Annotated in this window: 24 protein-coding genes and 1 tRNA gene; 5 read left to right on the plus strand and 20 right to left on the minus strand. The window is 52.2% G+C overall.

Going from position 1 to position 20,366, the window contains the following annotated elements; genetic code table 11:
- The 7 genes from Q0L28_RS02920 to prfB all read right to left on the minus strand — a co-directional run.
- Positions 1 to 210: hypothetical protein (locus Q0L28_RS02920; protein WP_296631356.1), on the minus strand; the 210-nt coding region annotated here is incomplete at its 3' end.
- 273 nt (positions 211 to 483) lie between these two features.
- Positions 484 to 753 carry a 30S ribosomal protein S15 gene (gene rpsO / locus Q0L28_RS02925; RefSeq protein ID WP_296631358.1) on the minus strand — a complete coding sequence of 90 codons (270 nt, stop codon included), beginning with the start codon at positions 751 to 753 and terminating at the stop codon, positions 484 to 486.
- Positions 754 to 862: 109 nt separating this feature from the next.
- The gene (locus Q0L28_RS02930; protein ID WP_296631361.1) at positions 863 to 1,309 is read right to left on the minus strand and encodes a DUF805 domain-containing protein; all 447 of its coding nucleotides are present in this window, start codon (positions 1,307 to 1,309) and stop codon (positions 863 to 865) included.
- Positions 1,309 to 1,782: an SsrA-binding protein SmpB gene (gene smpB / locus Q0L28_RS02935; protein ID WP_296631362.1), complete on the minus strand. Its 474-nt coding sequence runs from the start codon at positions 1,780 to 1,782 to the stop codon at positions 1,309 to 1,311. The genes Q0L28_RS02930 and smpB overlap by 1 nt, the downstream gene beginning before the upstream one ends.
- Positions 1,783 to 1,829: 47 nt before the next feature.
- Entirely contained in the window at positions 1,830 to 2,738 is a 909-nt protein-coding gene (gene ftsX / locus Q0L28_RS02940) for a permease-like cell division protein FtsX (RefSeq protein ID WP_296631365.1), read from the minus strand.
- Positions 2,738 to 3,415, minus strand: a complete 678-nt coding sequence (ftsE, locus tag Q0L28_RS02945; protein ID WP_296631367.1) for a cell division ATP-binding protein FtsE — start codon at positions 3,413 to 3,415, stop codon at positions 2,738 to 2,740. The genes ftsX and ftsE overlap by 1 nt, the downstream gene beginning before the upstream one ends.
- A 38-nt stretch (positions 3,416 to 3,453) precedes the next feature.
- The gene (gene prfB / locus Q0L28_RS02950; RefSeq protein WP_296631369.1) at positions 3,454 to 4,566 is read right to left on the minus strand and encodes a peptide chain release factor 2; all 1,113 of its coding nucleotides are present in this window, start codon (positions 4,564 to 4,566) and stop codon (positions 3,454 to 3,456) included.
- A 36-nt stretch (positions 4,567 to 4,602) separates the two neighbouring features.
- Here prfB and Q0L28_RS02955 point away from each other — a divergent pair, with 36 nt between their 5' ends.
- Positions 4,603 to 5,778, plus strand: a complete 1,176-nt coding sequence (locus Q0L28_RS02955) for an MFS transporter (RefSeq protein WP_296631371.1) — start codon at positions 4,603 to 4,605, stop codon at positions 5,776 to 5,778.
- On the opposite strand, the gene Q0L28_RS02960 is transcribed toward Q0L28_RS02955, so the two are convergent.
- Genes Q0L28_RS02960 through Q0L28_RS02990 form a run of 7 tightly spaced genes read right to left on the minus strand, consistent with a single transcriptional unit; the run spans position 5,771 to position 9,512 of the window.
- Positions 5,771 to 6,139: a hypothetical protein gene (locus Q0L28_RS02960; protein WP_296631374.1), complete on the minus strand. Its 369-nt coding sequence runs from the start codon at positions 6,137 to 6,139 to the stop codon at positions 5,771 to 5,773. The two genes, Q0L28_RS02955 and Q0L28_RS02960, sit on opposite strands and share 8 nt — an antisense overlap.
- Positions 6,136 to 6,483, minus strand: a complete 348-nt coding sequence (locus Q0L28_RS02965; protein WP_296631376.1) for a hypothetical protein — start codon at positions 6,481 to 6,483, stop codon at positions 6,136 to 6,138. Before Q0L28_RS02965 ends, Q0L28_RS02960 begins: the two co-directional genes overlap by 4 nt.
- The gene (locus Q0L28_RS02970) at positions 6,458 to 6,847 is read right to left on the minus strand and encodes a TadE/TadG family type IV pilus assembly protein (RefSeq protein WP_296631379.1); all 390 of its coding nucleotides are present in this window, start codon (positions 6,845 to 6,847) and stop codon (positions 6,458 to 6,460) included. The genes Q0L28_RS02965 and Q0L28_RS02970 overlap by 26 nt, the downstream gene beginning before the upstream one ends.
- The gene (locus Q0L28_RS02975) at positions 6,837 to 6,992 is read right to left on the minus strand and encodes a hypothetical protein (protein WP_296631381.1); all 156 of its coding nucleotides are present in this window, start codon (positions 6,990 to 6,992) and stop codon (positions 6,837 to 6,839) included. The genes Q0L28_RS02970 and Q0L28_RS02975 overlap by 11 nt, the downstream gene beginning before the upstream one ends.
- An 11-nt stretch (positions 6,993 to 7,003) precedes the next feature.
- On the minus strand, positions 7,004 to 7,657 hold the full coding sequence (locus tag Q0L28_RS02980) for a type II secretion system F family protein (protein ID WP_296631384.1): 654 nt from the start codon (positions 7,655 to 7,657) through the stop codon (positions 7,004 to 7,006).
- On the minus strand, positions 7,654 to 8,415 hold the full coding sequence (locus Q0L28_RS02985) for a type II secretion system F family protein (protein ID WP_296631387.1): 762 nt from the start codon (positions 8,413 to 8,415) through the stop codon (positions 7,654 to 7,656). Before Q0L28_RS02985 ends, Q0L28_RS02980 begins: the two co-directional genes overlap by 4 nt.
- Complete coding sequence (locus tag Q0L28_RS02990) at positions 8,412 to 9,512, minus strand: ATPase, T2SS/T4P/T4SS family (RefSeq protein ID WP_296631390.1); 1,101 nt, start codon at positions 9,510 to 9,512, stop codon at positions 8,412 to 8,414. Before Q0L28_RS02990 ends, Q0L28_RS02985 begins: the two co-directional genes overlap by 4 nt.
- Before the next feature lie 88 nt (positions 9,513 to 9,600).
- Between Q0L28_RS02990 and Q0L28_RS02995 the strand changes: the two genes are divergently transcribed.
- Positions 9,601 to 9,685 (plus strand) — tRNA-Leu (locus Q0L28_RS02995).
- A gap of 54 nt (positions 9,686 to 9,739) precedes the next feature.
- Here the strand turns inward: Q0L28_RS02995 and Q0L28_RS03000 are convergent.
- Genes Q0L28_RS03000 through Q0L28_RS03010 form a run of 3 tightly spaced genes read right to left on the minus strand, consistent with a single transcriptional unit; the run spans position 9,740 to position 13,037 of the window.
- On the minus strand, positions 9,740 to 11,764 hold the full coding sequence (locus tag Q0L28_RS03000; RefSeq protein WP_296631393.1) for a S8 family serine peptidase: 2,025 nt from the start codon (positions 11,762 to 11,764) through the stop codon (positions 9,740 to 9,742).
- A gap of 43 nt (positions 11,765 to 11,807) precedes the next feature.
- Positions 11,808 to 12,380, minus strand: a complete 573-nt coding sequence (locus Q0L28_RS03005) for a GNAT family N-acetyltransferase (RefSeq protein ID WP_296631395.1) — start codon at positions 12,378 to 12,380, stop codon at positions 11,808 to 11,810.
- Positions 12,381 to 12,389: 9 nt separating this feature from the next.
- Positions 12,390 to 13,037, minus strand: a complete 648-nt coding sequence (locus Q0L28_RS03010; RefSeq protein ID WP_296631397.1) for a uracil-DNA glycosylase — start codon at positions 13,035 to 13,037, stop codon at positions 12,390 to 12,392.
- Positions 13,038 to 13,146: 109 nt separating this feature from the next.
- Between Q0L28_RS03010 and Q0L28_RS03015 the strand changes: the two genes are divergently transcribed.
- Both Q0L28_RS03015 and Q0L28_RS03020 read left to right on the plus strand, forming a co-directional pair.
- Complete coding sequence (locus Q0L28_RS03015) at positions 13,147 to 14,445, plus strand: bifunctional o-acetylhomoserine/o-acetylserine sulfhydrylase (RefSeq protein ID WP_296631401.1); 1,299 nt, start codon at positions 13,147 to 13,149, stop codon at positions 14,443 to 14,445.
- A 28-nt stretch (positions 14,446 to 14,473) separates the two neighbouring features.
- Positions 14,474 to 15,679 carry a homoserine O-acetyltransferase gene (locus Q0L28_RS03020; protein WP_296631404.1) on the plus strand — a complete coding sequence of 402 codons (1,206 nt, stop codon included), beginning with the start codon at positions 14,474 to 14,476 and terminating at the stop codon, positions 15,677 to 15,679.
- Here the strand turns inward: Q0L28_RS03020 and Q0L28_RS03025 are convergent.
- A complete protein-coding gene (locus Q0L28_RS03025; protein WP_296631406.1) occupies positions 15,676 to 16,884 on the minus strand; it encodes a glycosyltransferase 87 family protein in 1,209 nt (402 codons plus the stop codon). The genes Q0L28_RS03020 and Q0L28_RS03025 overlap by 4 nt on opposite strands.
- Before the next feature lie 31 nt (positions 16,885 to 16,915).
- Here Q0L28_RS03025 and Q0L28_RS03030 point away from each other — a divergent pair, with 31 nt between their 5' ends.
- Positions 16,916 to 17,998: an NADH:flavin oxidoreductase/NADH oxidase gene (locus tag Q0L28_RS03030; protein WP_296631409.1), complete on the plus strand. Its 1,083-nt coding sequence runs from the start codon at positions 16,916 to 16,918 to the stop codon at positions 17,996 to 17,998.
- Here the strand turns inward: Q0L28_RS03030 and Q0L28_RS03035 are convergent.
- Both Q0L28_RS03035 and Q0L28_RS03040 read right to left on the minus strand, forming a co-directional pair.
- Complete coding sequence (locus Q0L28_RS03035) at positions 17,995 to 19,041, minus strand: hemolysin family protein (protein WP_296631411.1); 1,047 nt, start codon at positions 19,039 to 19,041, stop codon at positions 17,995 to 17,997. The two genes, Q0L28_RS03030 and Q0L28_RS03035, sit on opposite strands and share 4 nt — an antisense overlap.
- Positions 19,034 to 20,344, minus strand: coding sequence for a hemolysin family protein (locus tag Q0L28_RS03040; protein WP_296631414.1), 1,311 nt, complete (start codon positions 20,342 to 20,344; stop codon positions 19,034 to 19,036). The genes Q0L28_RS03035 and Q0L28_RS03040 overlap by 8 nt, the downstream gene beginning before the upstream one ends.
- Between the last annotated feature and the right edge of the window lie 22 nt (positions 20,345 to 20,366).

A 20,366-nucleotide genomic window follows, 5' to 3' on the forward strand; every position in this document is an offset into this window, starting at 1 on the left:
GTCGATGGTTAGTGGGAAGAAGTCGAACTGGTCTTTTGGCTGCTTGCTTGCAGTGGTAGCCGAGAACAGCATGGTCTCTTCGTCGATGTAAACAGCTGCGGCACCCTGTGCCTGCTGAGCTAGACGACCGGTTTCGAAGCGAATAACGCGCTTGCCGAACTTACCGTTGTCGATGATTGCTTCTGTTGCTTTGATTTCTGGACCTTCCATGGTCCCTCCTCTTTATATCCTCTTTGCGCAACAAATCCGCAGCATTTTTAATGCCTTCTTTGGATGGTGCGCGCGAGCGTTCGCGGCAAGTAACTTGCCCACATTGGAGGGCTGCCCTGGTCTGCAGTAGAAAACCTTGAAGTTCAAGACTCAAGATCCACAACCGGAGACCAGCAAACCTGCTGCGATGCTCAGAGTTCAGGCTAACAGAAAACCGCCCTCCTGAACAGGAAGGCGGTTTTGAGAAGATGAATATTTGGTGCTGTCGACTACTTAGCGGCGCAAGCCTAGGCGCTCGATTAGCGCACGGTAGCGAGCAATGTCGACACCCTGTAGGTAGCCAAGTAGGCGGCGGCGCTGACCAACCAAGATCAATAGACCACGACGTGAGTGGTGGTCGTGCTTGTGCTGCTTTAGGTGCTCAGTTAGGTCAGAGATGCGCTTGGTAAGCACAGCGATCTGAACTTCAGGAGAACCAGTGTCGCCTGGCTTGGTTGCGTATTCATTGATGATTGCAGTTTTAACTGCTGCGTCTAGTGCCATTTCTGGTTCCTTCTTCTAACTAGCTGCGCGGCGCACAAAACCCAATGTTTTGGCTCTCTTAATCCGCGGCCGATTCACGGCAACCTGACGAGTCTAGTGCAAATGGCGCTTAGGCGCTAGGGCGCGGCTTGCTTGGCAGCAGAGTGATCACAAAGGTGAACACGTTTAGCCAAACCAAAAGCAGCCACCAGCCGCCGAATCCGGCGTCTCGCATGCGGCGAACCTGAACCGTAAGCAATGGAATTCCGGTGGCCAGCCCAATGAAGTTGCTAATTGGCGAGGCAGCCAGGTTGTCGCTCATGGCTGTCTGAAATAAGGCCCAGTTTGGGTTGTCTGGGTTGGCCTCAAGGTGGGCGAATAACGCATCCGCGGATTGCTGGGCGCGCGAGACGAGGTCTGGAAAAGCAATTTGATCGAAGGTGCCACTCACCAAGGTAAGCAAAACCACGAACAATACGAAGTACCAGTATTCAGCGCGAGTGGCTACTCCCCTGAAGTTGAAGTATTTCTGCAGGTCACGCTTGACGGCCCCGGCGAATGTGATTTTCTCGGTCATTACCAATCCTTGCCCTTTGATGACATAGCTCTCGCAGCTTCGCGAGTATCTTGCTGCTCTTTCAGAGTCTGACGCTTGTCGTATTCCTTCTTACCCTTTGCTAGGGCGATCTCAACTTTGGCGCGGCCATCTTTGAAATAGATCGAAAGCGGCACCAGCGTGAAACCAGATTCTTTGAGTTTGCCGGTCAGCTTATAAATCTCCTCGGCGTGCAACAGCAGTTTGCGCTTGCGGCGAGAAGGCGCGTTATTCCAGGTGGCTTGGGTGTACTCGGGAATGTGCACGTTTTCAAGCCAAGCTTCGCCGTTTTCAATGCTGGCAAACCCGTCAATCAGAGATGCACGACCGGCCCGCAACGACTTCACTTCTGGACCGGTAAGCACCATGCCAGCTTCGTAGGTATCCACGATCGTGTAGTCGTGACGGGCTTTTCGATTGCTGGCCACAACTTTCTGGCCGCGCTCTCTAGGCACGATTCACTCCTGATTTTTGGGGGTTGGTTAGCCCACCAGTCTACCGATTAGATCTTTAGATAGCGACGGATAGAAAGGCCAGAAGCCAGTGCGGCCAGCAGGATTCCCGCGCCAATCAGCACTGGAACCACCAGCAGGCCATCGGCTAGGCCGACGAAGCTGGTGAATGGCAGCACCTGGGCAAGGTAGCCCTGAACAAAGAACTGAACAATGGCCAACACTGCCCCACCGGCCAACACCGAGCCGATTGTGGCGGCAACCACACCTTCAAGGATGAATGGCAGCTGAATGTAGAAGTTGCTTGCACCCACCAAACGCATGATGCCGAGTTCGCGACGTCGGCTGAATGCGCTCAGGCGAATAGTGGTTGAAATTAGCAATGCTGCCGAAATAAGCATTAGGCCGGCAACGCCAATGGCTGCTAACGAAGCCGCATTCAAGATGGAAAAGATTTGATCTAGATAGCTGCGTTGGTCACGCACTTCTTCAACGCCAGCAACACCCGTGAAACTCTCGGTGATGATTTTGCCCTGGTTGGCATTATTCAACTTGACCCAGAAAGTTTCGTTGAGTTGGTTCTTAGTTACATATTTGGCAACTGCGTTGCCCTCAAACTGTTGCTGAAAAGTTTCATAGGCCTGGTCGTGGTTTTCGAAGTAAAACTTTTCAATGTATGGCTTGAGCGTTGCCGAGTTGAGTTTTTCTTCGATGGCCGTTTTTACATCACCCGAGGCTTCACCCTGAGGGCAGGCTGAATCGGGAGAAACATCGGTGCACAAGTAAATGGCAACTTGAGCTCGGTCGTACCAATAGTTCTTCATCTGACCAATTTGCATTTGCAGCAGCGAAGCAGTGCCCACGAAGGTTAGTGAAATAAAAGTGACCAGGATGATTGAAACCACCATCGAAACGTTGCGGCTAATGCCCTCGGCAACTTCTTTGAAAACAAACTTCATTAGTAAGAACCGCCAACCTGGTCGCGAATGATTTCGCCGTCTTTGAGTTCAACCACACGCTTCTTTAGTCGGTCAACGATAGAACGATCGTGAGTGGCCATAACCACTGTGGTTCCATTTAGGTTGATGCGCTCAATCAAAGCCATGATGTCCTGCGACGTGGCCGGGTCAAGGTTTCCGGTTGGTTCGTCGGCCAGCAAGATTGCTGGTTTGTTCACAATTGCGCGTGCTAACGCAACGCGCTGCTGCTCGCCACCTGAAAGTTCACTTGGCAGGCGATCGGCTTTGCCATCGAGACCAACCAGGCGAAGCACATCTGGCACGGCTTCTTGAATAAAACCCTGGGACTTGCCAATCACCTCGAGGCTAAAGGCAACGTTTTGGGCGACGGTCTTGTTTGGCAACAATCTAAAGTCTTGAAAAACTACACCTAGGCGGCGGCGAAAAAACGGAATGCGGCGGCTAGGAATGCCAACCAGGTTTTCGCCCAGCACATGCACAGAACCAGAGCTTGGCACATCTTCTCGAAGCATCAAGCGCATCAGCGATGATTTGCCAGACCCCGAAGCACCAACTAAGAAAACGAAGTCGCCTTTGCTAATTTCAATCGACACGTTGTTTAGAGCTGGGCGCACTGAACCCCGATATTGCTTAGAGACGTTTTCGATCAAAATCATGATGTGCCCAGCCTAAGTTGCCGGCTGGCAGGGGAGGCTTAAGCGCCCAGTTGTGTCTGCTTGCGCCAGCGGATGCCTGCCGCGATAAAGCCATCCAAGTCACCATCAAAAACCGCATTCGGGTTGTTTTGCTCGTGCTCGGTGCGCAGGTCTTTCACCATTTGGTACGGCGCAAGCACATATGAGCGCATTTGTTCGCCCCAGCTGGCTTTTACGTCTCCGGCGATTTGCTTTTTCTTGGCATCTTCTTCGCGACGACGAATCTCGAGCAAACGAGATTGCAGCACACGCATCGCGGCAGCCTTGTTTTGAATCTGGCTCTTTTCGTTTTGGCAACTAACCACGGTGCCGGTTGGAATGTGAGTGATTCGAACTGCCGAGTCGGTGGTGTTGACCGATTGGCCGCCCGGGCCAGAAGAACGAAAAACATCGATGCGAATTTCGTTGTCAGGAATCTCAATTGCTTCGGTCTGTTCGACCAGCGGAACAACTTCGACGGCAGCAAAAGAAGTCTGGCGTTTACCAGCTGCACCAAACGGGCTCATGCGCACGAGGCGGTGGGTTCCAGCCTCAACCGAAAGCGTGCCGAAGGCAAAGGGGGCATCGATTTCGAAAGTAGCCGACTTGATGCCGGCACCCTCGGCATAAGATGTGTCGAGCACTTGATAAGGCATCTTGTGCTTCTCGGCATAGCGCAGGTACATGCGCATCAACATTTCGGCGAAGTCGGTGGCGTCATCGCCACCGGCACCCGATCTAATGGTTACTACGGCTGAGCGTGAGTCATATTCACCATTGAGCAAAGTTTGAATTTCAAGTTCTGAAATAACTTCCTGAAGCGCGGTGAGTTCTGCCTTGGCTTCACTCTGAACCGAAGAGTCTCCCTCGGCGTTAGCCATCTCAACCAAAACCTCAAGGTCATCGAGGCGCGACTGCACCGATTCGAGTTTGGTGATCATGGCTTGCTTGTGAGAGAGCTTGCTTGTCACGCTCTGTGCGTGCACTGGGTTGTCCCAAATGTTTGGGTCGGTGGCCTGCTCTTTGAGAACAGCGATCTCGTGATTCAGCTTGGGCGCATCCACCACATGTTGAATATCGGCAAAAGTTGCGCGCAAGTCGCGAATTTCTGCGGATAAGTCGATGTCTGCCATGTCATCACTAGTTTAGGTGAGCGTCATAATTGAAAGGTGCAGAGCCCAAAATACTCAATGAAGTCGCTGGTGCTGCCGGTTTATCTGCCAACAGCTCTGTTTGGCATTGGTGAGGGCGCAATTATTCCTGTGATTCCAGCGAGCGCTGAATCACTCGGAGCCGACCTGCCAACTGCAGGCTTGGTTGCTGGCGTGCTAATGATTGGCACAGTGCTTGCTGATTTGCCGGCAGCACGAATCGTGAATCGTGTGGGTGAACGCACCTCCATGATCTGGGCCTCCTTCATTGCCGCGTTTGGAATTTTGTTTTCGCTATACGCCACCAACATTTACATGCTTGGTTTCGGCGTATTTGCCATGGGTGCATCGGCCGCAATCTACGGCCTAGCCCGCCACGCCTACATCGCAGAAAGTGTGCCCACTACTCACCGCGCTCGAGCCATGGCAATGCTTGGCGGAACCTTTCGCCTCGGAACTTTTGGTGGACCACTTCTAGGTGCAGCGGTGATTTCACTTTTCGGCCTGAGTTCTGCCTACGTTGTGCCGGTTATTTTGTGCAGCCTGGCAGGGGCTCTGCTTATTTTCACCACCAAGCCAGGCATCATGACCATCACCAATGACGCCCCGGTTGGCAACACCTGGTTCATCGCCAAACGCGAATACAAAAAACTAATAACTTTGGGCGCAGCGTCAACAATCTTGCAGATGTCGCGCACAACTCGAACCATTGGTTTGCCACTTTGGGCACTCAGCCTGAATCTAGGACCAGCGCGGTCGGCACTTATTATCGGCATTGCCGGAGGAATTGACTTTGCATTGTTCTACACTTCGGGGCAGATTATGGATCGATTCGGCCGTCGCTGGGTTGCGTTTCCAAGTCTTGCCGCGATGGGCTTCTGCCTGATATTGCTGGCTACCGTGAAAGACGCAAACGGTTTTCTAATTGCTGCAATAGCGCTGGCACTGGCGAACGGAATTGCTGCCGGTGTGGTCTTGGTTATTGGTGCCGACCTGGCACCAGCAGATGCGCGCAATGAATTTCTTTCGGCATACCGCTTCATGTTTGATTCCGGAATCGCCCTGACAGCGCCAGTGATCTCAACACTCGCTGTGATTTTCAGCCTCGGCGTTGGCATTTCTTCTATGGGTGCTTTGAGTCTGGTTGGTGCATTTTTGTTCTGGCGTTATTTGCCAAAGTTCAACATCAAATAAGCAGCTCTTGGCGCGCAGAAGCGTGTGAGCAAATTTGAGTTGTTTTGAACACTTTCAAAATTTGAATTGGTGACTGCCAGGTGGCGCAAACTCTAACCTGCACAGTCTTTTCATCGGTCGCTAGCGTTTCTTCAACTTGTAAACCGACAAACCCCGTTGGTTGAATCTCTGAAACAAAAGCCTGGGCAGATTCACCACTAGCTGCTGCCAAGGCGGCTGACTCCGCCAAATTTGTGAGCCGTTTTTGAAAAACAAAAAGCGTGCTTGCCATGGATACCGCGATCACGGTTGCGAGTGAGATCAGAGCCAACCCAACGGCCAGTGGAGCCACCGAGCCACGCTCATTTGAAAACAGATTCATTCGACCCTCATTGCCGATTGAGCCACAGCCTTGCCAACCACAACTCGAAGTTGCGCCAGAGCGCCTGGGGTTTCGCAATCTGGCCGGCAAACAAGTTGAACACTAGGCAACTGAGCGATTCCAAAATCCCTAGCCACCTGCTGCGCTGTGCTCTCAATCGAAACGCCACTTATTACATAGGAACGCAATGAGTGCCGAGCAATTGCTTCGGCAGCAATTTGTTGCTTTTGCACCTCGGCGATCTGCAACGCTCCAGTCAACAGCAAGATTTGAAGCAGCAAACCAAATCCAATAAATTCCACAACTGCTGATCCGCGGTCATCTTTGAAGTTCACGAGTTGCATGGCCCACCGCCTTGATCAGTTGATTTGCAGGCAACAACCCCAGCGCCGGCACTCGAAGCGTCAGTTGAACAACCTCTTGTTCTAAACCCAGCGATGAAGTGTTGAAACACGAGACCTGCAGGTCAAGTTTTTTAGCGACCGTTGCCACAACAACTGCTTTGGCTCGGGCACAACCATCTACCGAGGTTTGGTCGGCGAGTGCTGCATACCTCGCGCCCTCGATGGCTGAGTCAACCAATTGATTTCGCACCAGAGTAGTCAGCGAAATTCCAACGACTGAAAACGCAAGCAGCAGCAAGGGCACAGCAACCAAAACAAAGTTCAATGGAGCTGAACCGCGACTACTGCCTAATTCAAAAGGCAACGACCTTGCTCAGCGCTTGCTCAAAAACTCCCTTGAGCGCTGGGCCAGCGACCGACCACATTAACACCACTAGGCCAGCCGTCATTAAGGTAATCAAGACCCAGCCGGGCACATCTCCGGTCTCTTCGGTTAGTTTGGATTTCATTTTGTTCCTTTCTAGATGTAATCGAGATTTAGCAATTGCAAACTCGGATAAATTGCAAACAGAACCGTGACCGGCAAAATCAAAAACACCAATGGAATCAACATGCGAGTCTCATTTTGCCCAGCACGCTTTAGCAGTAGATTGTGCACCTCAGCTCTTGCACTGTGAGCTTGTTCAACAAGCAGGTTTGCAAGCGGGGTGCCACGTCGCAACGAAAGTGAAACTTTGTTTGCGAATTCGCCAACTTGGCGGTGGGGTAATCGCCTTGCCATCTCATGCAGTTCAGTTTCCAGCTCGGAGCCTAGATCCATGGCACGTAGGGCGAATTTCAACTCTTCGGCAACCACACCGCTCACTCTTGGCGCAACTCGCTTGATGGCCGAGTAGAGGTTGTCTCCAGAAGACAATGCCATGGCAAGAAGCTCCAGAATGTCAGGTAATTCAAACAAGGCATTTTGCAGCCGTTTTTTGGAGACAAAAAGTTTCGCCACGAATTGTTTGAGCCCTGCGCGCGATGTGATGCTAAAACTTGTCCGCACCACTTGCTGTGATGGCAGCCGCAGCAAAACTCTGTTGAGCAGACTCGGTCGACGTGCGGGCATCAACGCAGATGCCAACGAAAGCAAACCAACCGAAAGTACGAGGGCAATCAACAGGGAAGTCATGAGGCAAACACCCTCGGTTGCTCTGGAAGTGTGCCAAGGAAATGTATGAGTCGATAGGCGAAGACCGAAACCACGAAGCCAACCATCAGGATGGCCACGCCAACCGTCGAATTGTAAATTGCAGCATTTTCTGAGCGAATCGACAACATCGCAACAACAATCCAAGGAGCAGCCACCGCGAGTTTTGCTGTTCCAGCGACCCACCCCTGCTTCGAAGCAAGCTCTCCCCAAAGAGCAACGTCAGAACGCAATTGTTTTGACTGTTCCCTAAGTGCTCTTGCCAATGACTCGCCGCCACCAGTGGCGCTCAGTCTCAAAATTTCACACAGCCGGTCAGCATGAACCTCACCGAGATCTGCTTTGAGCAGATCGAGCGAATCGACCATTTGCACGCCTGCATCCAATCTGGCGCTGGAGTTTGCAAATGCAAGCCTGAGTTTTGTTGGCCCGGAGTGAGCTACCTCAGCCAGGGCCTCGGCGAGCGAAAGGCCAGATGTAATCGCCGAATGAATTGAATCAACTACTTCGGGCCAAACCTTGACCAACTCTGCCCTGCGATTCCTGGCTTTGGTCAACAGCATTTCAAAGCCCAGCCCAACCGCACCGATGGCAACGAATATGGCCAACGCCAAGACCCCGAATGCAGAATGCACCCAAACCCCGACGATCAGTGCGCTAAACAAAATTACAAACACCACACTGGGTGCCCCATATTTTGCAAAGCCCGCACCCTCAACCGAAGACCTGAGCCAGTTCACGATTTGAACTCGACTTTGCTCAAATCAATTTGTTGACTTTGCGCATTCCACTCAACTTCACAAATTTCTTTGATTCGACGGGCGCCCGTTGAATTCATTTCGCAATGCACCACAACATCGATGCAGTTGCCCACGGTTGGGTTCACAAAGTCACTTGAAATGTTTTGCCCAGCAAGCAGCGGCAGCGTGCAAAGTTTTGCAATTGCCTCGGCAGCCGAGTTTGCGTGAATCGTGCACGCACCCGGAAGCCCCGAATTCAACGCGATCAGCAGGTCTAGACTCTCGGCTTCTCTCACTTCACCAACCACCAACCGCGTTGGGCGCATGCGCAAGGCCTCTTTGATTAAGCGCCGAAGTGAGACTTCCCCCACTCCTTCCAGGTTGGGCTGCCTAGTCTGCAAAGCCACCCAATCTGGTTGCTGAACTCGCAATTCAAAGGTCTCTTCAACCGAAACGATGCGATCAGTTTGGTTTGCCTCGGCCAAAAGCGCGCAAAGAATTGTGGTCTTGCCTGCCTGGGTTGCCCCAGAGACCAAAATATTTTTGCCAGCCTGCACAGCTTTGGATAGGTATTGCAGCTGCTCTTGAGTCAGTGCCCCAAGCAGACAAAGTTTTTGCAAAGTCAGAAGTTGCCAGGGAAATTTTCGAATGTTTACTGCCCAGGCAGCCTTCGTGATATCAGGAATGACCACGTGCAGTCTTGAACCGTCTGCTAACGAAGCATCAACAAACGGTGAAGATCGATCTAGCCGGCGGCCAGTTGGCCTAAGCATGCGCTCAATAATCGCGGCAACTTCTTCGCTGCTGAGCTGCAAGCCCGCCGAATGAGCCACGCCTGATCGAGCAAAAAATATTTGGGTCGGCGAGTTGATCCAAATTTCTTCAATTGATTCATCGTCAATCAAGTCTTGAAGTGAACCAAAGCCAAGCAAATTATTTTGCGCTTCGGTGCGCATGTGGCTTTCTGCCCCAGCTAAATTCGGTGAACTCTCAATCAAAATATCTAGGGATTTATCGATTGCATCCGATGCCGATAAGCCCTCGCGAAGGGCTAGTTCTCTGGCGCTCGAAGCCAAAGCAGACCTGATCAAATTCATTGGAAACCCCTTCGACCCCATCTTGCAATCGAGAGATTTTGGCTTCCGAAGTTATCCACACAAATTTGCCCCTAGAATAGACAGGCATGCGGGAGTGGCGAAATTGGCAGACGCACTGGATTTAGGTTCCAGCGCCTCACGGCGTGTGGGTTCAAGTCCCACCTTCCGCACCAGCAAAAAAGCCGGTCTAGTAAAAACTAGAACCGGCTTTTGTGTTTAAGTTTGAGTTATTTAGCGCTGGTGGCAACCGACACAATCGAGGCCAAAGCATTTGCAGCATTCACGATTCCGCTGCCACAACCAACGCTTTCGCTCGAGTGAGCTGCACACCAAGTGCCGGCCGCAAATGGTGTTGCGGTCTTAATCAAAGCATCGGCAATTTGGTCGGCAGTCAAACTTGGATTGTAGGAATACAGCAACGCGGTGATTCCAGAAACAACCGGGGCTGCCATGCTCGTGCCCTCTTCAGCCGCGTAGCTAGGTGATCCGTAGGTGTAAGCGCCTGAGTTGTAGGTTGAGAAAATGGCGCTTGGCACGTTTGCATCGCCAGTAGTAACCGAGTCATCGCCACCTGGGGCTGTGATGTCAACGTTGTAGTTGCTGTAGTAAGCACGGTCACCAGCGAAGCCACTCGAACCTACCGAGATAGGGTGCCAGCATCCGGTTGGTGAATAGAGGCGGTTGTCATTTGCTTCGTTGCCTGCGGCGCTAATAATGGTGACATTCATGTCGTAAGCGGCCGTGACAGTAGCCTGCAGTGAACCAAGTTGGGAACAAGAATTTAGGCTCGCCAAAGAAAGGTTAATTACCTTTGCCGGTGTGAGGTTCTTTGGCGCACCAGCAACATCATTGCCAATTGCCCAGTTGATTGCCTTGATCAAGTTGCTGGTTGTGCCTTCGCCGCCCGAGCCCAAAATGCGCACCGGTTGAATTTTCACATTAGGTGCAATGCCGGCGATGCCTTCGCTGTTCCACTTGGCGGCAATGATTCCGGCAACGTGTGTGCCGTGCCAAGAACTGTGTTCGTTGGTTGCAACAATTCCGTCACCTGGGTCAGTGGCGTCGGTGTCGTTATCGACAAAGTCATAACCAGCGATGATCGAGTCATTGAGCTCAGGGTGACTAGTGATGCCAGTATCTAGAACGGCAACCACCACATTCGGCGACCCCTTTGTGATAGCCCAAGCGCGTTCGGCTGCAATACCATGAGCCTCGGTTAAGTACCACTGCTTGGAGTAGTCGGCGTCGGCTGGTTTAAGGCTGTCGGTGTTTGTTGCCGAACCACGTGAATTCTTTGCAGTCACCTGCACTCGATAGCTGATACCGGCAACTGCATTTGCGAGAACGCAAGTATTTGTGTTCGAAGTGCAAGTCAAATCTGTTTGGCCAGCTGCTTTAGCAACGACTGCATAGGTGACAGGCAAGCCTCCAGTTTCAGAGGCGGTCTGCGCGACCCATTTGATGGTTAGCGGGCCGTTAGTTTTTACCGAGGCTGTGCTCAGGCCAAGCAAAACCGGAGCGGCAGGAGCCGTAGCAAATGATTTGCTAACCGCTACAGATGCTGTACCGACTTTTGCGATTGCACCAAGTTGTGTGATTGCACGAACACGGAATTGATACTTTGTACCGGCAATTAAACCGGTAGAAATTGCGTAGTTCGTGCTGGTTGATTTTGAGTTGCGAACCAAAGTTTTCCAGGTGGTTCCATCGGTGCTGCTCTCAATTTTGTAGCCAACCAACTTTGCTGAATAAAGCGATAGCGGTTTCAGCCAGCTCAACTTTGCTTGCGCGTTAAGCGGATCGTCCGCTTGCCAAGCATCAACAACTTTTAGTGAGCGAGCTGCACTAGGTGCTCGAAAAGCCGCCAACGGTCGCAGCAGTGTGCTGGTGTTTTTGAAAACTACTGAACTCTTTCCCATCGCCAAATCAAGCTCTGCAGTTGCCACGGATGGGTCTGTGGCAATTGCTTTTGCGGCCCGCGACGCATCAGCTATAGAAATAGGTTGAGCGAAAGAAAGTGCGTAATAACCCAAGCCAAGGGCTTCGCTAGTTTTAAGATCTACGCCGCTTGCCGCTTCGGCGGTTGGGGCTCCGGAGGCATCCGTGGCAACAACACCATTGCGGTACTTAACTATGAGGCCGTAGGCGTTTTCTGATTGTGTATCAGCGCTGCTGGCTTGTATTGGAACAAAGACTCCAATGGCAAGGCTTGCAACGGCAACTAAAGCGGAGAGGCGACGTCGTGACTTCACCGCTACAGCCTATGCCTCGAACCTGAACATTGCCTGCAAGGTTCTAGAGACTGCGTTGCATCAGGATGGTACCGAGCCAGCGCCCAAACTTGAAGCCAACTTTGGCAAGGTGCCCCTGTCGCTTGAATCCGAAGTGCTCATGCAAAGCAATCGAAGATTCGGCACCTTGATCAGAAATAACGGCAACAACTTCTTTTACCCCCGCTGCCTTCGCGCGCACCAAAAGCTCCTCGAGCAACTTGGTACCAACGCGCTTACCGATTGCAGCCGGTCGCAAATAAATAGAGTCTTCGACCGTGCGCTTGAATGCAGCCTTCTGGCGCCACGGCGCAACATAAGCGAACCCGAGAACTTGACCGCCTGCACTTTCGGCTACCAGAAATGGAAGACCCAAAGATTTGATCCATTCAAACTTCGTTTTCCAGTCAGCCAACTTCATCTTGTCCATGTCAAAAGTGACCACGCTGTTTTGAATGTAGTAGTTGTAGATTTCGACCATCTGCAGCAGGTCAGCTTCGGTGGCCTCGCGAATCGTGGTTTCGTTCGAAGTTGGCTGAACTCCCTTTGCGCGCATCATGCGAATCATGCGCCAACGTGATTCAGAATCTAAAGCCATGCCAACCTCCTAACAAGACCAGTTAATCTCATCGCGCCCCTGCATGCGCAATTCGGCATTGGCTTTTGAAAACGGTTTAGAACCAAAGAAACCTTTTCGCGCCGAAAGCGGGCTGGGGTGCGCCGATGCTATTACCTGGCAATCAACCAACAACGGCAAAAGTTCTTGAGCCTGTGCGCCCCAGAGGATTGCCACGATACGTTTGCGATTCAAAACCTGCACAACTTTGTTGGTGAAGGCAGCCCAACCCAGGTCTGTGTGAGCGCCAGCGTCGCCCACATCTGTGGTTAGGTGACGATTCAGCAGCATCACACCCTGCTCTTGCCATTGCTGCAAATTGCCAGTGGCAGAAACCGAGCGGCCCAGGTCGTCTTGAAGTTCGCGAAGAATATTGGTGAGGCTTCGAGGCAAAGGCTTGACACTTGGGTCGACTGCAAACGAAAGCCCAATCGCATGCCCCTCGGTTGGGTACGGATCTTGGCCAACGAGCAGAACGCACACATCATCCAAAGCGGTTTCAAATGCCCGCATCACCAGTGGTTTAGGTGGAACAAACCCACCGGGCTGCGAGTCGAGTTTGGCTTCAATTTGATCGAGCAGCGGTTTGGCGTCGGCAAGTACAGTTTGCCAAGTTGGGTGCATTTGCTCGAAGAACATCTACCCAGACTATTCGCCTTGAGTTACGCGAGATTGCATGGGGTATTTCGCGTAGGTTAAAAGCCTTTTAGGCTAATGCCACGAAACCCTCAAACAAAAGGAATTCAACATGAGCACCGACCCACAAAACTGGGGCTTTGAAACCGTTCAGATTCACGCGGGCGCCACCCCTGACCCAACTACAAATGCCCGCGCTACTCCGATTTATCAGACCACCGCGTATGTGTTCAATTCAAGCGAGCACGCAGCGAAGCTGTTTGGCCTTGCAGAATTTGGCAACATTTACACCCGCATCATGAACCCAACTCAGGATGTTGCTGAGAAGCGCATCGCTGCGCTTGAAGGCGGCACCGCGGCATTGCTTTTGGCTTCTGGCCAGGCAGCTGAAACCTTTGCTATTTTGAACATTGCAGAAGCTGGCGACCACATTGTTGCGTCGTCAACTATTTATGGCGGTACATACAACCTGTTTAAGTACACACTGCCAAAACTTGGTATCACCACTACCTTCGTTGAAAACCAAGATGACCTGGCCGAATGGCAAGCTGCCGTCAAGCCAAACACCAAGGCTTTCTTTGCCGAGACCATTGGCAACCCAAAGGTTTCAATTCTTGACATTCAAGGCGTTGCCGATGTTGCTCACAAGAATGGCGTGCCACTAATTGTTGACAACACAGTTGCCACACCATTCTTGATTCGCCCACTTGAGCACGGTGCCGACATCGTGCTGCACTCAGCTACCAAGTTCCTTGGCGGTCACGGCACTGTTGTTGCCGGAGCAATCGTTGACGGCGGAAAGTTCGAGTGGAGCAAGTCAGACAAGTTCCCAGGTCTTACCACTCCAGACCCTTCGTACCACGGCGTTAACTACACCGCGGCACTGGGCGATGGCATTGCCTACATCATCAAGGCGCGCGTGCAATTGCTTCGCGACATTGGTGCGGCAATTTCGCCAAACAGCGCATGGCAGTTGCTTCAGGGTATTGAAACTTTGAGCCTGCGCATGGAGCGTCACGTTGAAAACGCAACCAAGGTTGCCAAATGGCTTGCTGCACACCCGCAGGTTGAAAGCGTGAACTACGCCGGATTGCCATCATCACCTTGGTATCAAGCGGGCCTTAAGTACTCACCTAAGGGTGCCGGCGCGATTGTGTCTTTCGAAATTAAGGGTGGCGTTAGCGCTGGCTCGAAATTTGTTGACGCACTCGCATTGTTTAGCCACGTTGCCAACATCGGTGATGTTCGATCGTTGGTTATTCACCCGGCTTCGACTACTCACTCACAGTTGACCCCAGAGCAGCAATTGACCTCGGGTGTTACTCCTGGTCTCGTGCGACTTTCGGTTGGCCTTGAGTCAGTTGAAGACTTGATTGCAGACCTGGAAACCGCCTTCGCCGCTGCCAAGTAGCGAGGCGAGCCGCTAGGCTCAAATACCTATGGAATTTCAATCATCGGCGGAAACATCACCGTCAGACTTCATCACGGAGGAGCAGAGCCGACAGCTGATCGGCCGCCCACCCGCGAGCGGAGGCTGGCGCGACGGTGACCCTGCTGGTGACCGCCAGTTCGCGCCCCTTTCTAACCTCGAGTTAGAGAGTGGGCGCGTTCTGCCGTCTTATCGAGTGGCCTTTGAAACCTGGGGTCAACTCAACGACGACAACAGCAACGCGGTTTTGATTTTGCACGGTCTTACCGGTGATTCACACGCGGCCGGGCCAGCATCAAAAGAACACCCTACGGATGGCTGGTGGCGCAATATCATTGGCCCTGGATTGGCCATCGACACCAATAAATTTTTCATTGTTGCCCCTAACCACCTAGGTGGCTGCCAAGGCACCACCGGCCCTTCGTCACTAGATAGCAGCGGCCGCGAATTCGGTTCGAACTTTCCCTACGTCACCATTCGCGATCAGGTAAAGGCGCAGCGCGCACTTTCTCACCTGATTGGCATCAAACACTGGCACGCAATTGTTGGCGGCTCAATGGGCGCAATGCACGCACTTGAGTGGGCCATTGAATATCCGGATGAGCTTTCTCGCGTTGCGGCCATCGCCGGAACAGCGGTTTCTACTTCCGACCAGATTGCTACCAACTCGGTGCAGATTGAAGCCATCCGAAGCGATGCAAACTTTAATGGCGGTCACTACTATGACGCGAAGCCTGGCTTTGGACCTCACCAGGGTCTGGCCTTAGCGCGTCGCATGGCGCTTTTGAATTACCGCTCTCACAGTGAACTGAATGACAGATTTGCGCGCGCTTGGCAATCTGGTGTTAGCCCACTTGGCGGTGGCGGTCGCTTTGCTGTTGAGAGCTACCTAGATTTTCACGGCAACAAATTCACTCGCCGTTTTGACGCCAACAGCTACATCACTTTGGTTGAGTCAATGAATTCGCACGATGTTGGTCGCGGACGCACCTCGGTTGAGTCTGCTTTGGCCTCTATCAAGCACAAAGCTTTGGTGCTTGGCATTTCTTCGGACCGCTTGTTTCCAATTGAAGAACAACAATTCATTGCCGATCACATCGGTGGCGAACTAGTTGGAAATGGTTTGCAGGTTGTGCACTCGGAGTTTGGTCACGATGGCTTCTTGATTGAAGACAAACTTGTTGGCCCGTTTATAACCCAACTTCTTGAGTCTTAATTCGCTTTAGTTTTAGCGAGCGCGGCAAGTTGCAAGTTTGCCCAAACAAGCAAAACAACTAACAAAACGTTGCGCATCGTTAATGTTGCGATCGAAAGCCATCCGTAGCCCATCAAATCGATGTAAAGCAATGGATACACGAGTTGTGTCAGCAACCCAATCAACAGCACTGCTGCGATTAAAGTTTTCGCTTTCGCACGCTCAAAGATAATCCAGGCGATAGTAGGCACTGCTAGCCAAGCCATAAATTGCGGCGAACCGACCTTATTGAAAACAATCAAATCAAGCACGGCAGTGAGCGCGACTGCTGAAATTAGCTGCTGCATCGAAGTGTTTTTGGATGCCCGCCAACCGAGCCAAGCGGTAATTGCAAGTGCAACAAACATGGCCCAAGTCATCAGGCTTGACACAAGATCGACTCCCCCGCCAGCAATCTGGTTGGTTAGCAGCGCGTCATCAAAATACATGTAGGTCTGCGGTGCCCCAAGCTTCGAAGCCCAGATCCAAAAAGTTGCTACCGGTGCTTCAATTTGGATGCCTCGATTGGACTGCATCGTGATGAACGAAAACAGAGCTGCATTGCCACCCATGATTAGACCTGCAACCAGCACACCCGAACTCACAGCGATTGCGGAAATCACAACGATTCGTTTCTTTGCTTGGCTCACAAATGTTGCCAGAGCCATGGCAACTGGCCAGATTTTCATCCACGCGCCTGCTGTGAAAAGTGCGGCAGCCAGTTGAATTCGATTTTTGGTAAGGGCAATCAGACCGAAGAGAGCAAACGCCGTTGCGATCCCATCGATGCGGCCAATGGCCACCGGGCCCAGCACCACTAGAAATGCCAACCAGAACCAAGCAGCTTTGAAACGCGATTCTGGGCCGGCACCCCACTGAACCAGCCAGCAAATTGCGAGGGTGTTGATGATGCCAACCATGGCTACCCATCCAGCGAGAATGCCGGCGCCACCGCCAATAACTTTGGCCAGAGCCATCGGAACCAGGGCCACGTATGGATAAACCCAGTTGCCGTTAATGCCGAGCAGAACGTTTCGGGGCATGGTGTCTAACCAGTAGCCATAGAGCAAAACGTCGTTGAATGGCGCAACCTGAGTGAAGGGCCAAGCTGAAATTAGCAACCAAGCGTGCACGGCCATGCTTGCCACAATGAGCGGCAGAAGTTTTAGGGCAGTTCGATAGCGCACCTTCAAAGGCTATCGTTGGTAAATTCATGGCATGACCTCGCCAAAGCTTTTTGAGCCGCTAAAACTACGATCGCTAGAAATTCGTAATCGAATTTTCATTGCGGCAATGTGCCAATATTCTTGCGAGTTTCAAGATGGCATCGTCAATCAGTGGCACGTAGTGCACTTGGGTTCGCGTGCAGTTGGTGGCGCCGGCATGATCATCAGCGAGGCCACCGCGGTTACCCCCGAAGGTCGCATCAGCCCATGGTGCCCAGGCATCTGGAACTTTGATCAGGTAGCAGCCTGGGCCGAAGTGAACGCATTCGCTCACTCGCAGGGCGCAAAAACAGCAATTCAATTGGCACACGCAGGCCGCAAAGGTTCGAGCTACCGCGAATGGTCGGGCTCAGGTTCGGTGCCTCGTGAACTCGGTGGTTGGAAAACCGTGTCGGCCGGCGAAGAGGCCTTTGATGGCTACGAGCCACCCCGTCGTTTGCGAGTTAGCGAAATCAAAGAGCTCGTTCAGGATTTCGCCGATGCGGCAAAGCGTTCGATTTTGGCAGGATTCGATGCCGTGGAGATTCACGCTGCCCACGGTTACTTGATTCACCAGTTCTTGTCTCCGCTCACCAATCAACGTGACGATGAATACGGTGGTTCGCTAGAAAACCGCGCTCGCTTCTTGCTTGAGATTGTTGCTGCCGTTCGCTCCACACTCGGGCACAACATTCCTCTGATGGTGCGCTTCTCGGCTAGCGACTACAAAGAGGGCGGCTGGGATAAAGAACAAACTGTGCAGGTTGCAAAATGGTGTGCCGATGCCGGTGCTGATCTATTTGATATTTCAAGCGGCGGTTTAATCACCGGTGTGCAGATTCCAACAGGCCCCGGATACCAGGTTCCCCTGGCCGAGTTTGTTGCCGAGGAAGTTGAGCAACCAGTTGGTGCCGTTGGGCAAATCACCCACGCCCACCAGGCAGAAGAAATTCTGCAATCAGGTGCTGTTGAAGTTATTTTGATTGGCCGCGCTAGCCTTCGTGACCCCTACTGGCCACTTCGCGCTGCGCATGAACTGAACGCCGAACTTAGCTATTGGCCACCGCAGTACCGTCGCGGCAAATGGCCTAACTAATTAGTTTCGCGACTTGTGGCGTCTTGAACTTCGCCAATTAGCTCTTCGAGAATATCCTCTAGAAAAAGCACACCACGCACTTTGCCTGAGCGGTCAAAAGCTTTGGCCATGTGGGCGTGCACTCGACGCATGCTTGCCAAGGCGTCTTCGAGCTCCATAGTTGCAGGCAACGAAATTAGCGTACGCACACGCTTTGCCGGAAACGCATCGTCAATTTCATCCTGCTCAAGATCGATAACGTCTTTGAGGTGAAGGTAGCCAACCAAATCGCCTGATTCATCGGTTAACGGATAGCGCGAGAAACCGTACTTAGCCACGGCTTGTTCGATTACGCGTGGAGTCACAGTTTCTGGAAATGAAACCAGGCGGGTGAACGGAACAGCAATGTCACTGATTTTCTTTTCGGTGAATTCAAAAGTGTTGGAGATTGCGCCACTCAAATCTGACAAGGCACCCTCTCGAGTCGAGTGCTCAACAATGTCTTCAACCTGATCCAACGTGAATGCGCTGTTGGCTTCATCTTTAGGTTCAACACGCACTAGTCGCAGAATGCCGTTGGCAGTTACGTTCAACGCCACCACGATTGGCTTTACTACCTGAGCCAGGTAGTACAGGGCCGGAACCAAAACCAAAGCGGCACGCTCTGGAATCGAGAACGAAATGTTCTTAGGCACCATCTCACCAATCACAACGTGCAGGTACGAAACCACCAACAAGGTGATCGCAAAAGCGACTCCTGTAATTAGCTCCTCACCCATACCGGTTGAGTGCAACAACGGTTCGAGCAGGTGGTGAATGCTTGGCTCGGCAATAATCAAAATCAAAAGCGAGCAAATGGTCACGCCAATTTGCGTGGTCGCCAGCATCAACGCAACATTTTCCATCGCCTTGATAGTTAGCTTCGCCGGCTTGCTGCCAGCCTCGGCACGCGGTTCAATTTGAGCGCGTCGTGCACTAATCACTGCAAATTCTGCACCAACAAAAAATCCGTTTGCCAAAATCAAAAGCACAAACCAAAGAATTCCAGCCCAGTCGCTATTCATTCGAATCAGCCTCCTGCAGCGGCGAGAAGCGAACGCGGTCAACTCGGCGGCCATCCATGCGCTCAACGCGAAGCACGCCGTCTTCGATCTTTACTTCGTCACCAACCGATGGAATTCGGCCAAGTTCGCTCATCATGAATCCAGCAACGGTTTCGTAGGCACCGTCTGCCGGCACCTTGATTGCCATTTCGGCAAGTTCGTCGGGGCGAATCATCCCCGGGAAAAGAATTGAAGAATTTGCACCTCGGGTGACGCCCGCTTTGGCGCGGTCATGTTCATCAGCAAGCTCGCCAACCAGTTCTTCAACCAAGTCTTCGAGTGTGGCTAGGCCAGCAGTGCCACCATATTCATCAACCACAATTGCCAACTGCAAACCTTTGGCGCGCAGGTCAACCATCAGAGTCTCTAGTCGCATTGTCTCTGGCACACGAAGCACCTCAACCATCACGGCCGAAACTGGCACGCCGCCGCGTTTTTCGCGTGGCACGGCTGCCGCCTTCTTAACGTGTGCAACACCAACGATGTCGTCACTCGAACCATCTGAAACTGGGAACCGCGAGTGACCGGTTTTGATCGATGCATCAACCAAATCTTGAAGTGAAGCAGTTTTCTCCAGAATGGTCATGCGCGGGCGCGGAGTCATGATGTCTGCAGCAACCAATTGGGTTAGCGCTAACGTCTTGGTGAGCAAGGTTGCGGTTTGTGCATCGAGGGCACCCAAACTTGCCGAGCGACGAACCAAAGCCGAAAGTTCTTCGGCTGTTCGAGTCGAACTCAGTTCTTCTTTTGGCTCAATGCCCAGCGAGCGCACAATTGCGTTGCCCACCTTGTTGAGCAAAAAGATGGCTGGTTTGAAAACCCAGGTGAAAGCCAGTTGAAAACCGACAACAAACTTATTGACTTCAAGCGGAATCGAGAGGGCCAACTTCTTTGGCACCAATTCGCCGATCAAGGTTGAAAACAGGGTGGCGATGAACATCGAGACGGCTAGCCCCACCCCGGCCACGATCGATTCACTCACGCCCATGTCAAGCAAAGCTGGCTTCATCAGCGAGGTTAGGGCCGGCTCAACCAAGAATCCGGTGAGCATTGTGGTCAGAGTGATGCCCAATTGAGCCCCGGATAGGTGTGTGCTGGTTTTAGCCAAGGCAAGAATGGTGTTGCCTAAACCTTTTTCGCCACGATCTCTGCGGGCTTCAAGGTCACTTCGCTCAAGGTTTACCAGCGAGAACTCGCTGGCCACAAAAAGACCAGTTCCTACTGTGAGCAAAAGCCCGAATCCGAGCATCAGCCACTCATTCATCGAGCTCCCCCGCTCGCCAAAC

This window comes from Rhodoluna sp. (assembly GCF_024639375.1).
Taxonomy (GTDB): Bacteria; Actinomycetota; Actinomycetes; order Actinomycetales; family Microbacteriaceae; genus Rhodoluna.

Coding starts and splice junctions, on each gene's coding strand:
- rpsO (WP_296631358.1), bottom strand. CDS start 753: ATGGCACTAGACGCAGCAGTTAAAACTGCAATCATCAATGAATACGCA.
- Q0L28_RS02930 (WP_296631361.1), bottom strand. CDS start 1,309: ATGACCGAGAAAATCACATTCGCCGGGGCCGTCAAGCGTGACCTGCAG.
- ftsX (WP_296631365.1), bottom strand. CDS start 2,738: ATGAAGTTTGTTTTCAAAGAAGTTGCCGAGGGCATTAGCCGCAACGTT.
- ftsE (WP_296631367.1), bottom strand. CDS start 3,415: ATGATTTTGATCGAAAACGTCTCTAAGCAATATCGGGGTTCAGTGCGC.
- prfB (WP_296631369.1), bottom strand. CDS start 4,566: ATGGCAGACATCGACTTATCCGCAGAAATTCGCGACTTGCGCGCAACT.
- Q0L28_RS02960 (WP_296631374.1), bottom strand. CDS start 6,139: ATGAATCTGTTTTCAAATGAGCGTGGCTCGGTGGCTCCACTGGCCGTT.
- Q0L28_RS02965 (WP_296631376.1), bottom strand. CDS start 6,483: ATGCAACTCGTGAACTTCAAAGATGACCGCGGATCAGCAGTTGTGGAA.
- Q0L28_RS02975 (WP_296631381.1), bottom strand. CDS start 6,992: ATGAAATCCAAACTAACCGAAGAGACCGGAGATGTGCCCGGCTGGGTC.
- Q0L28_RS02980 (WP_296631384.1), bottom strand. CDS start 7,657: ATGACTTCCCTGTTGATTGCCCTCGTACTTTCGGTTGGTTTGCTTTCG.
- Q0L28_RS02990 (WP_296631390.1), bottom strand. CDS start 9,512: ATGAATTTGATCAGGTCTGCTTTGGCTTCGAGCGCCAGAGAACTAGCC.
- Q0L28_RS03005 (WP_296631395.1), bottom strand. CDS start 12,380: ATGGCTTTAGATTCTGAATCACGTTGGCGCATGATTCGCATGATGCGC.
- Q0L28_RS03010 (WP_296631397.1), bottom strand. CDS start 13,037: ATGTTCTTCGAGCAAATGCACCCAACTTGGCAAACTGTACTTGCCGAC.
- Q0L28_RS03015 (WP_296631401.1), top strand. CDS start 13,147: ATGAGCACCGACCCACAAAACTGGGGCTTTGAAACCGTTCAGATTCAC.
- Q0L28_RS03020 (WP_296631404.1), top strand. CDS start 14,474: ATGGAATTTCAATCATCGGCGGAAACATCACCGTCAGACTTCATCACG.
- Q0L28_RS03030 (WP_296631409.1), top strand. CDS start 16,916: ATGACCTCGCCAAAGCTTTTTGAGCCGCTAAAACTACGATCGCTAGAA.
- Q0L28_RS03035 (WP_296631411.1), bottom strand. CDS start 19,041: ATGAATAGCGACTGGGCTGGAATTCTTTGGTTTGTGCTTTTGATTTTG.
- Q0L28_RS03040 (WP_296631414.1), bottom strand. CDS start 20,344: ATGAATGAGTGGCTGATGCTCGGATTCGGGCTTTTGCTCACAGTAGGA.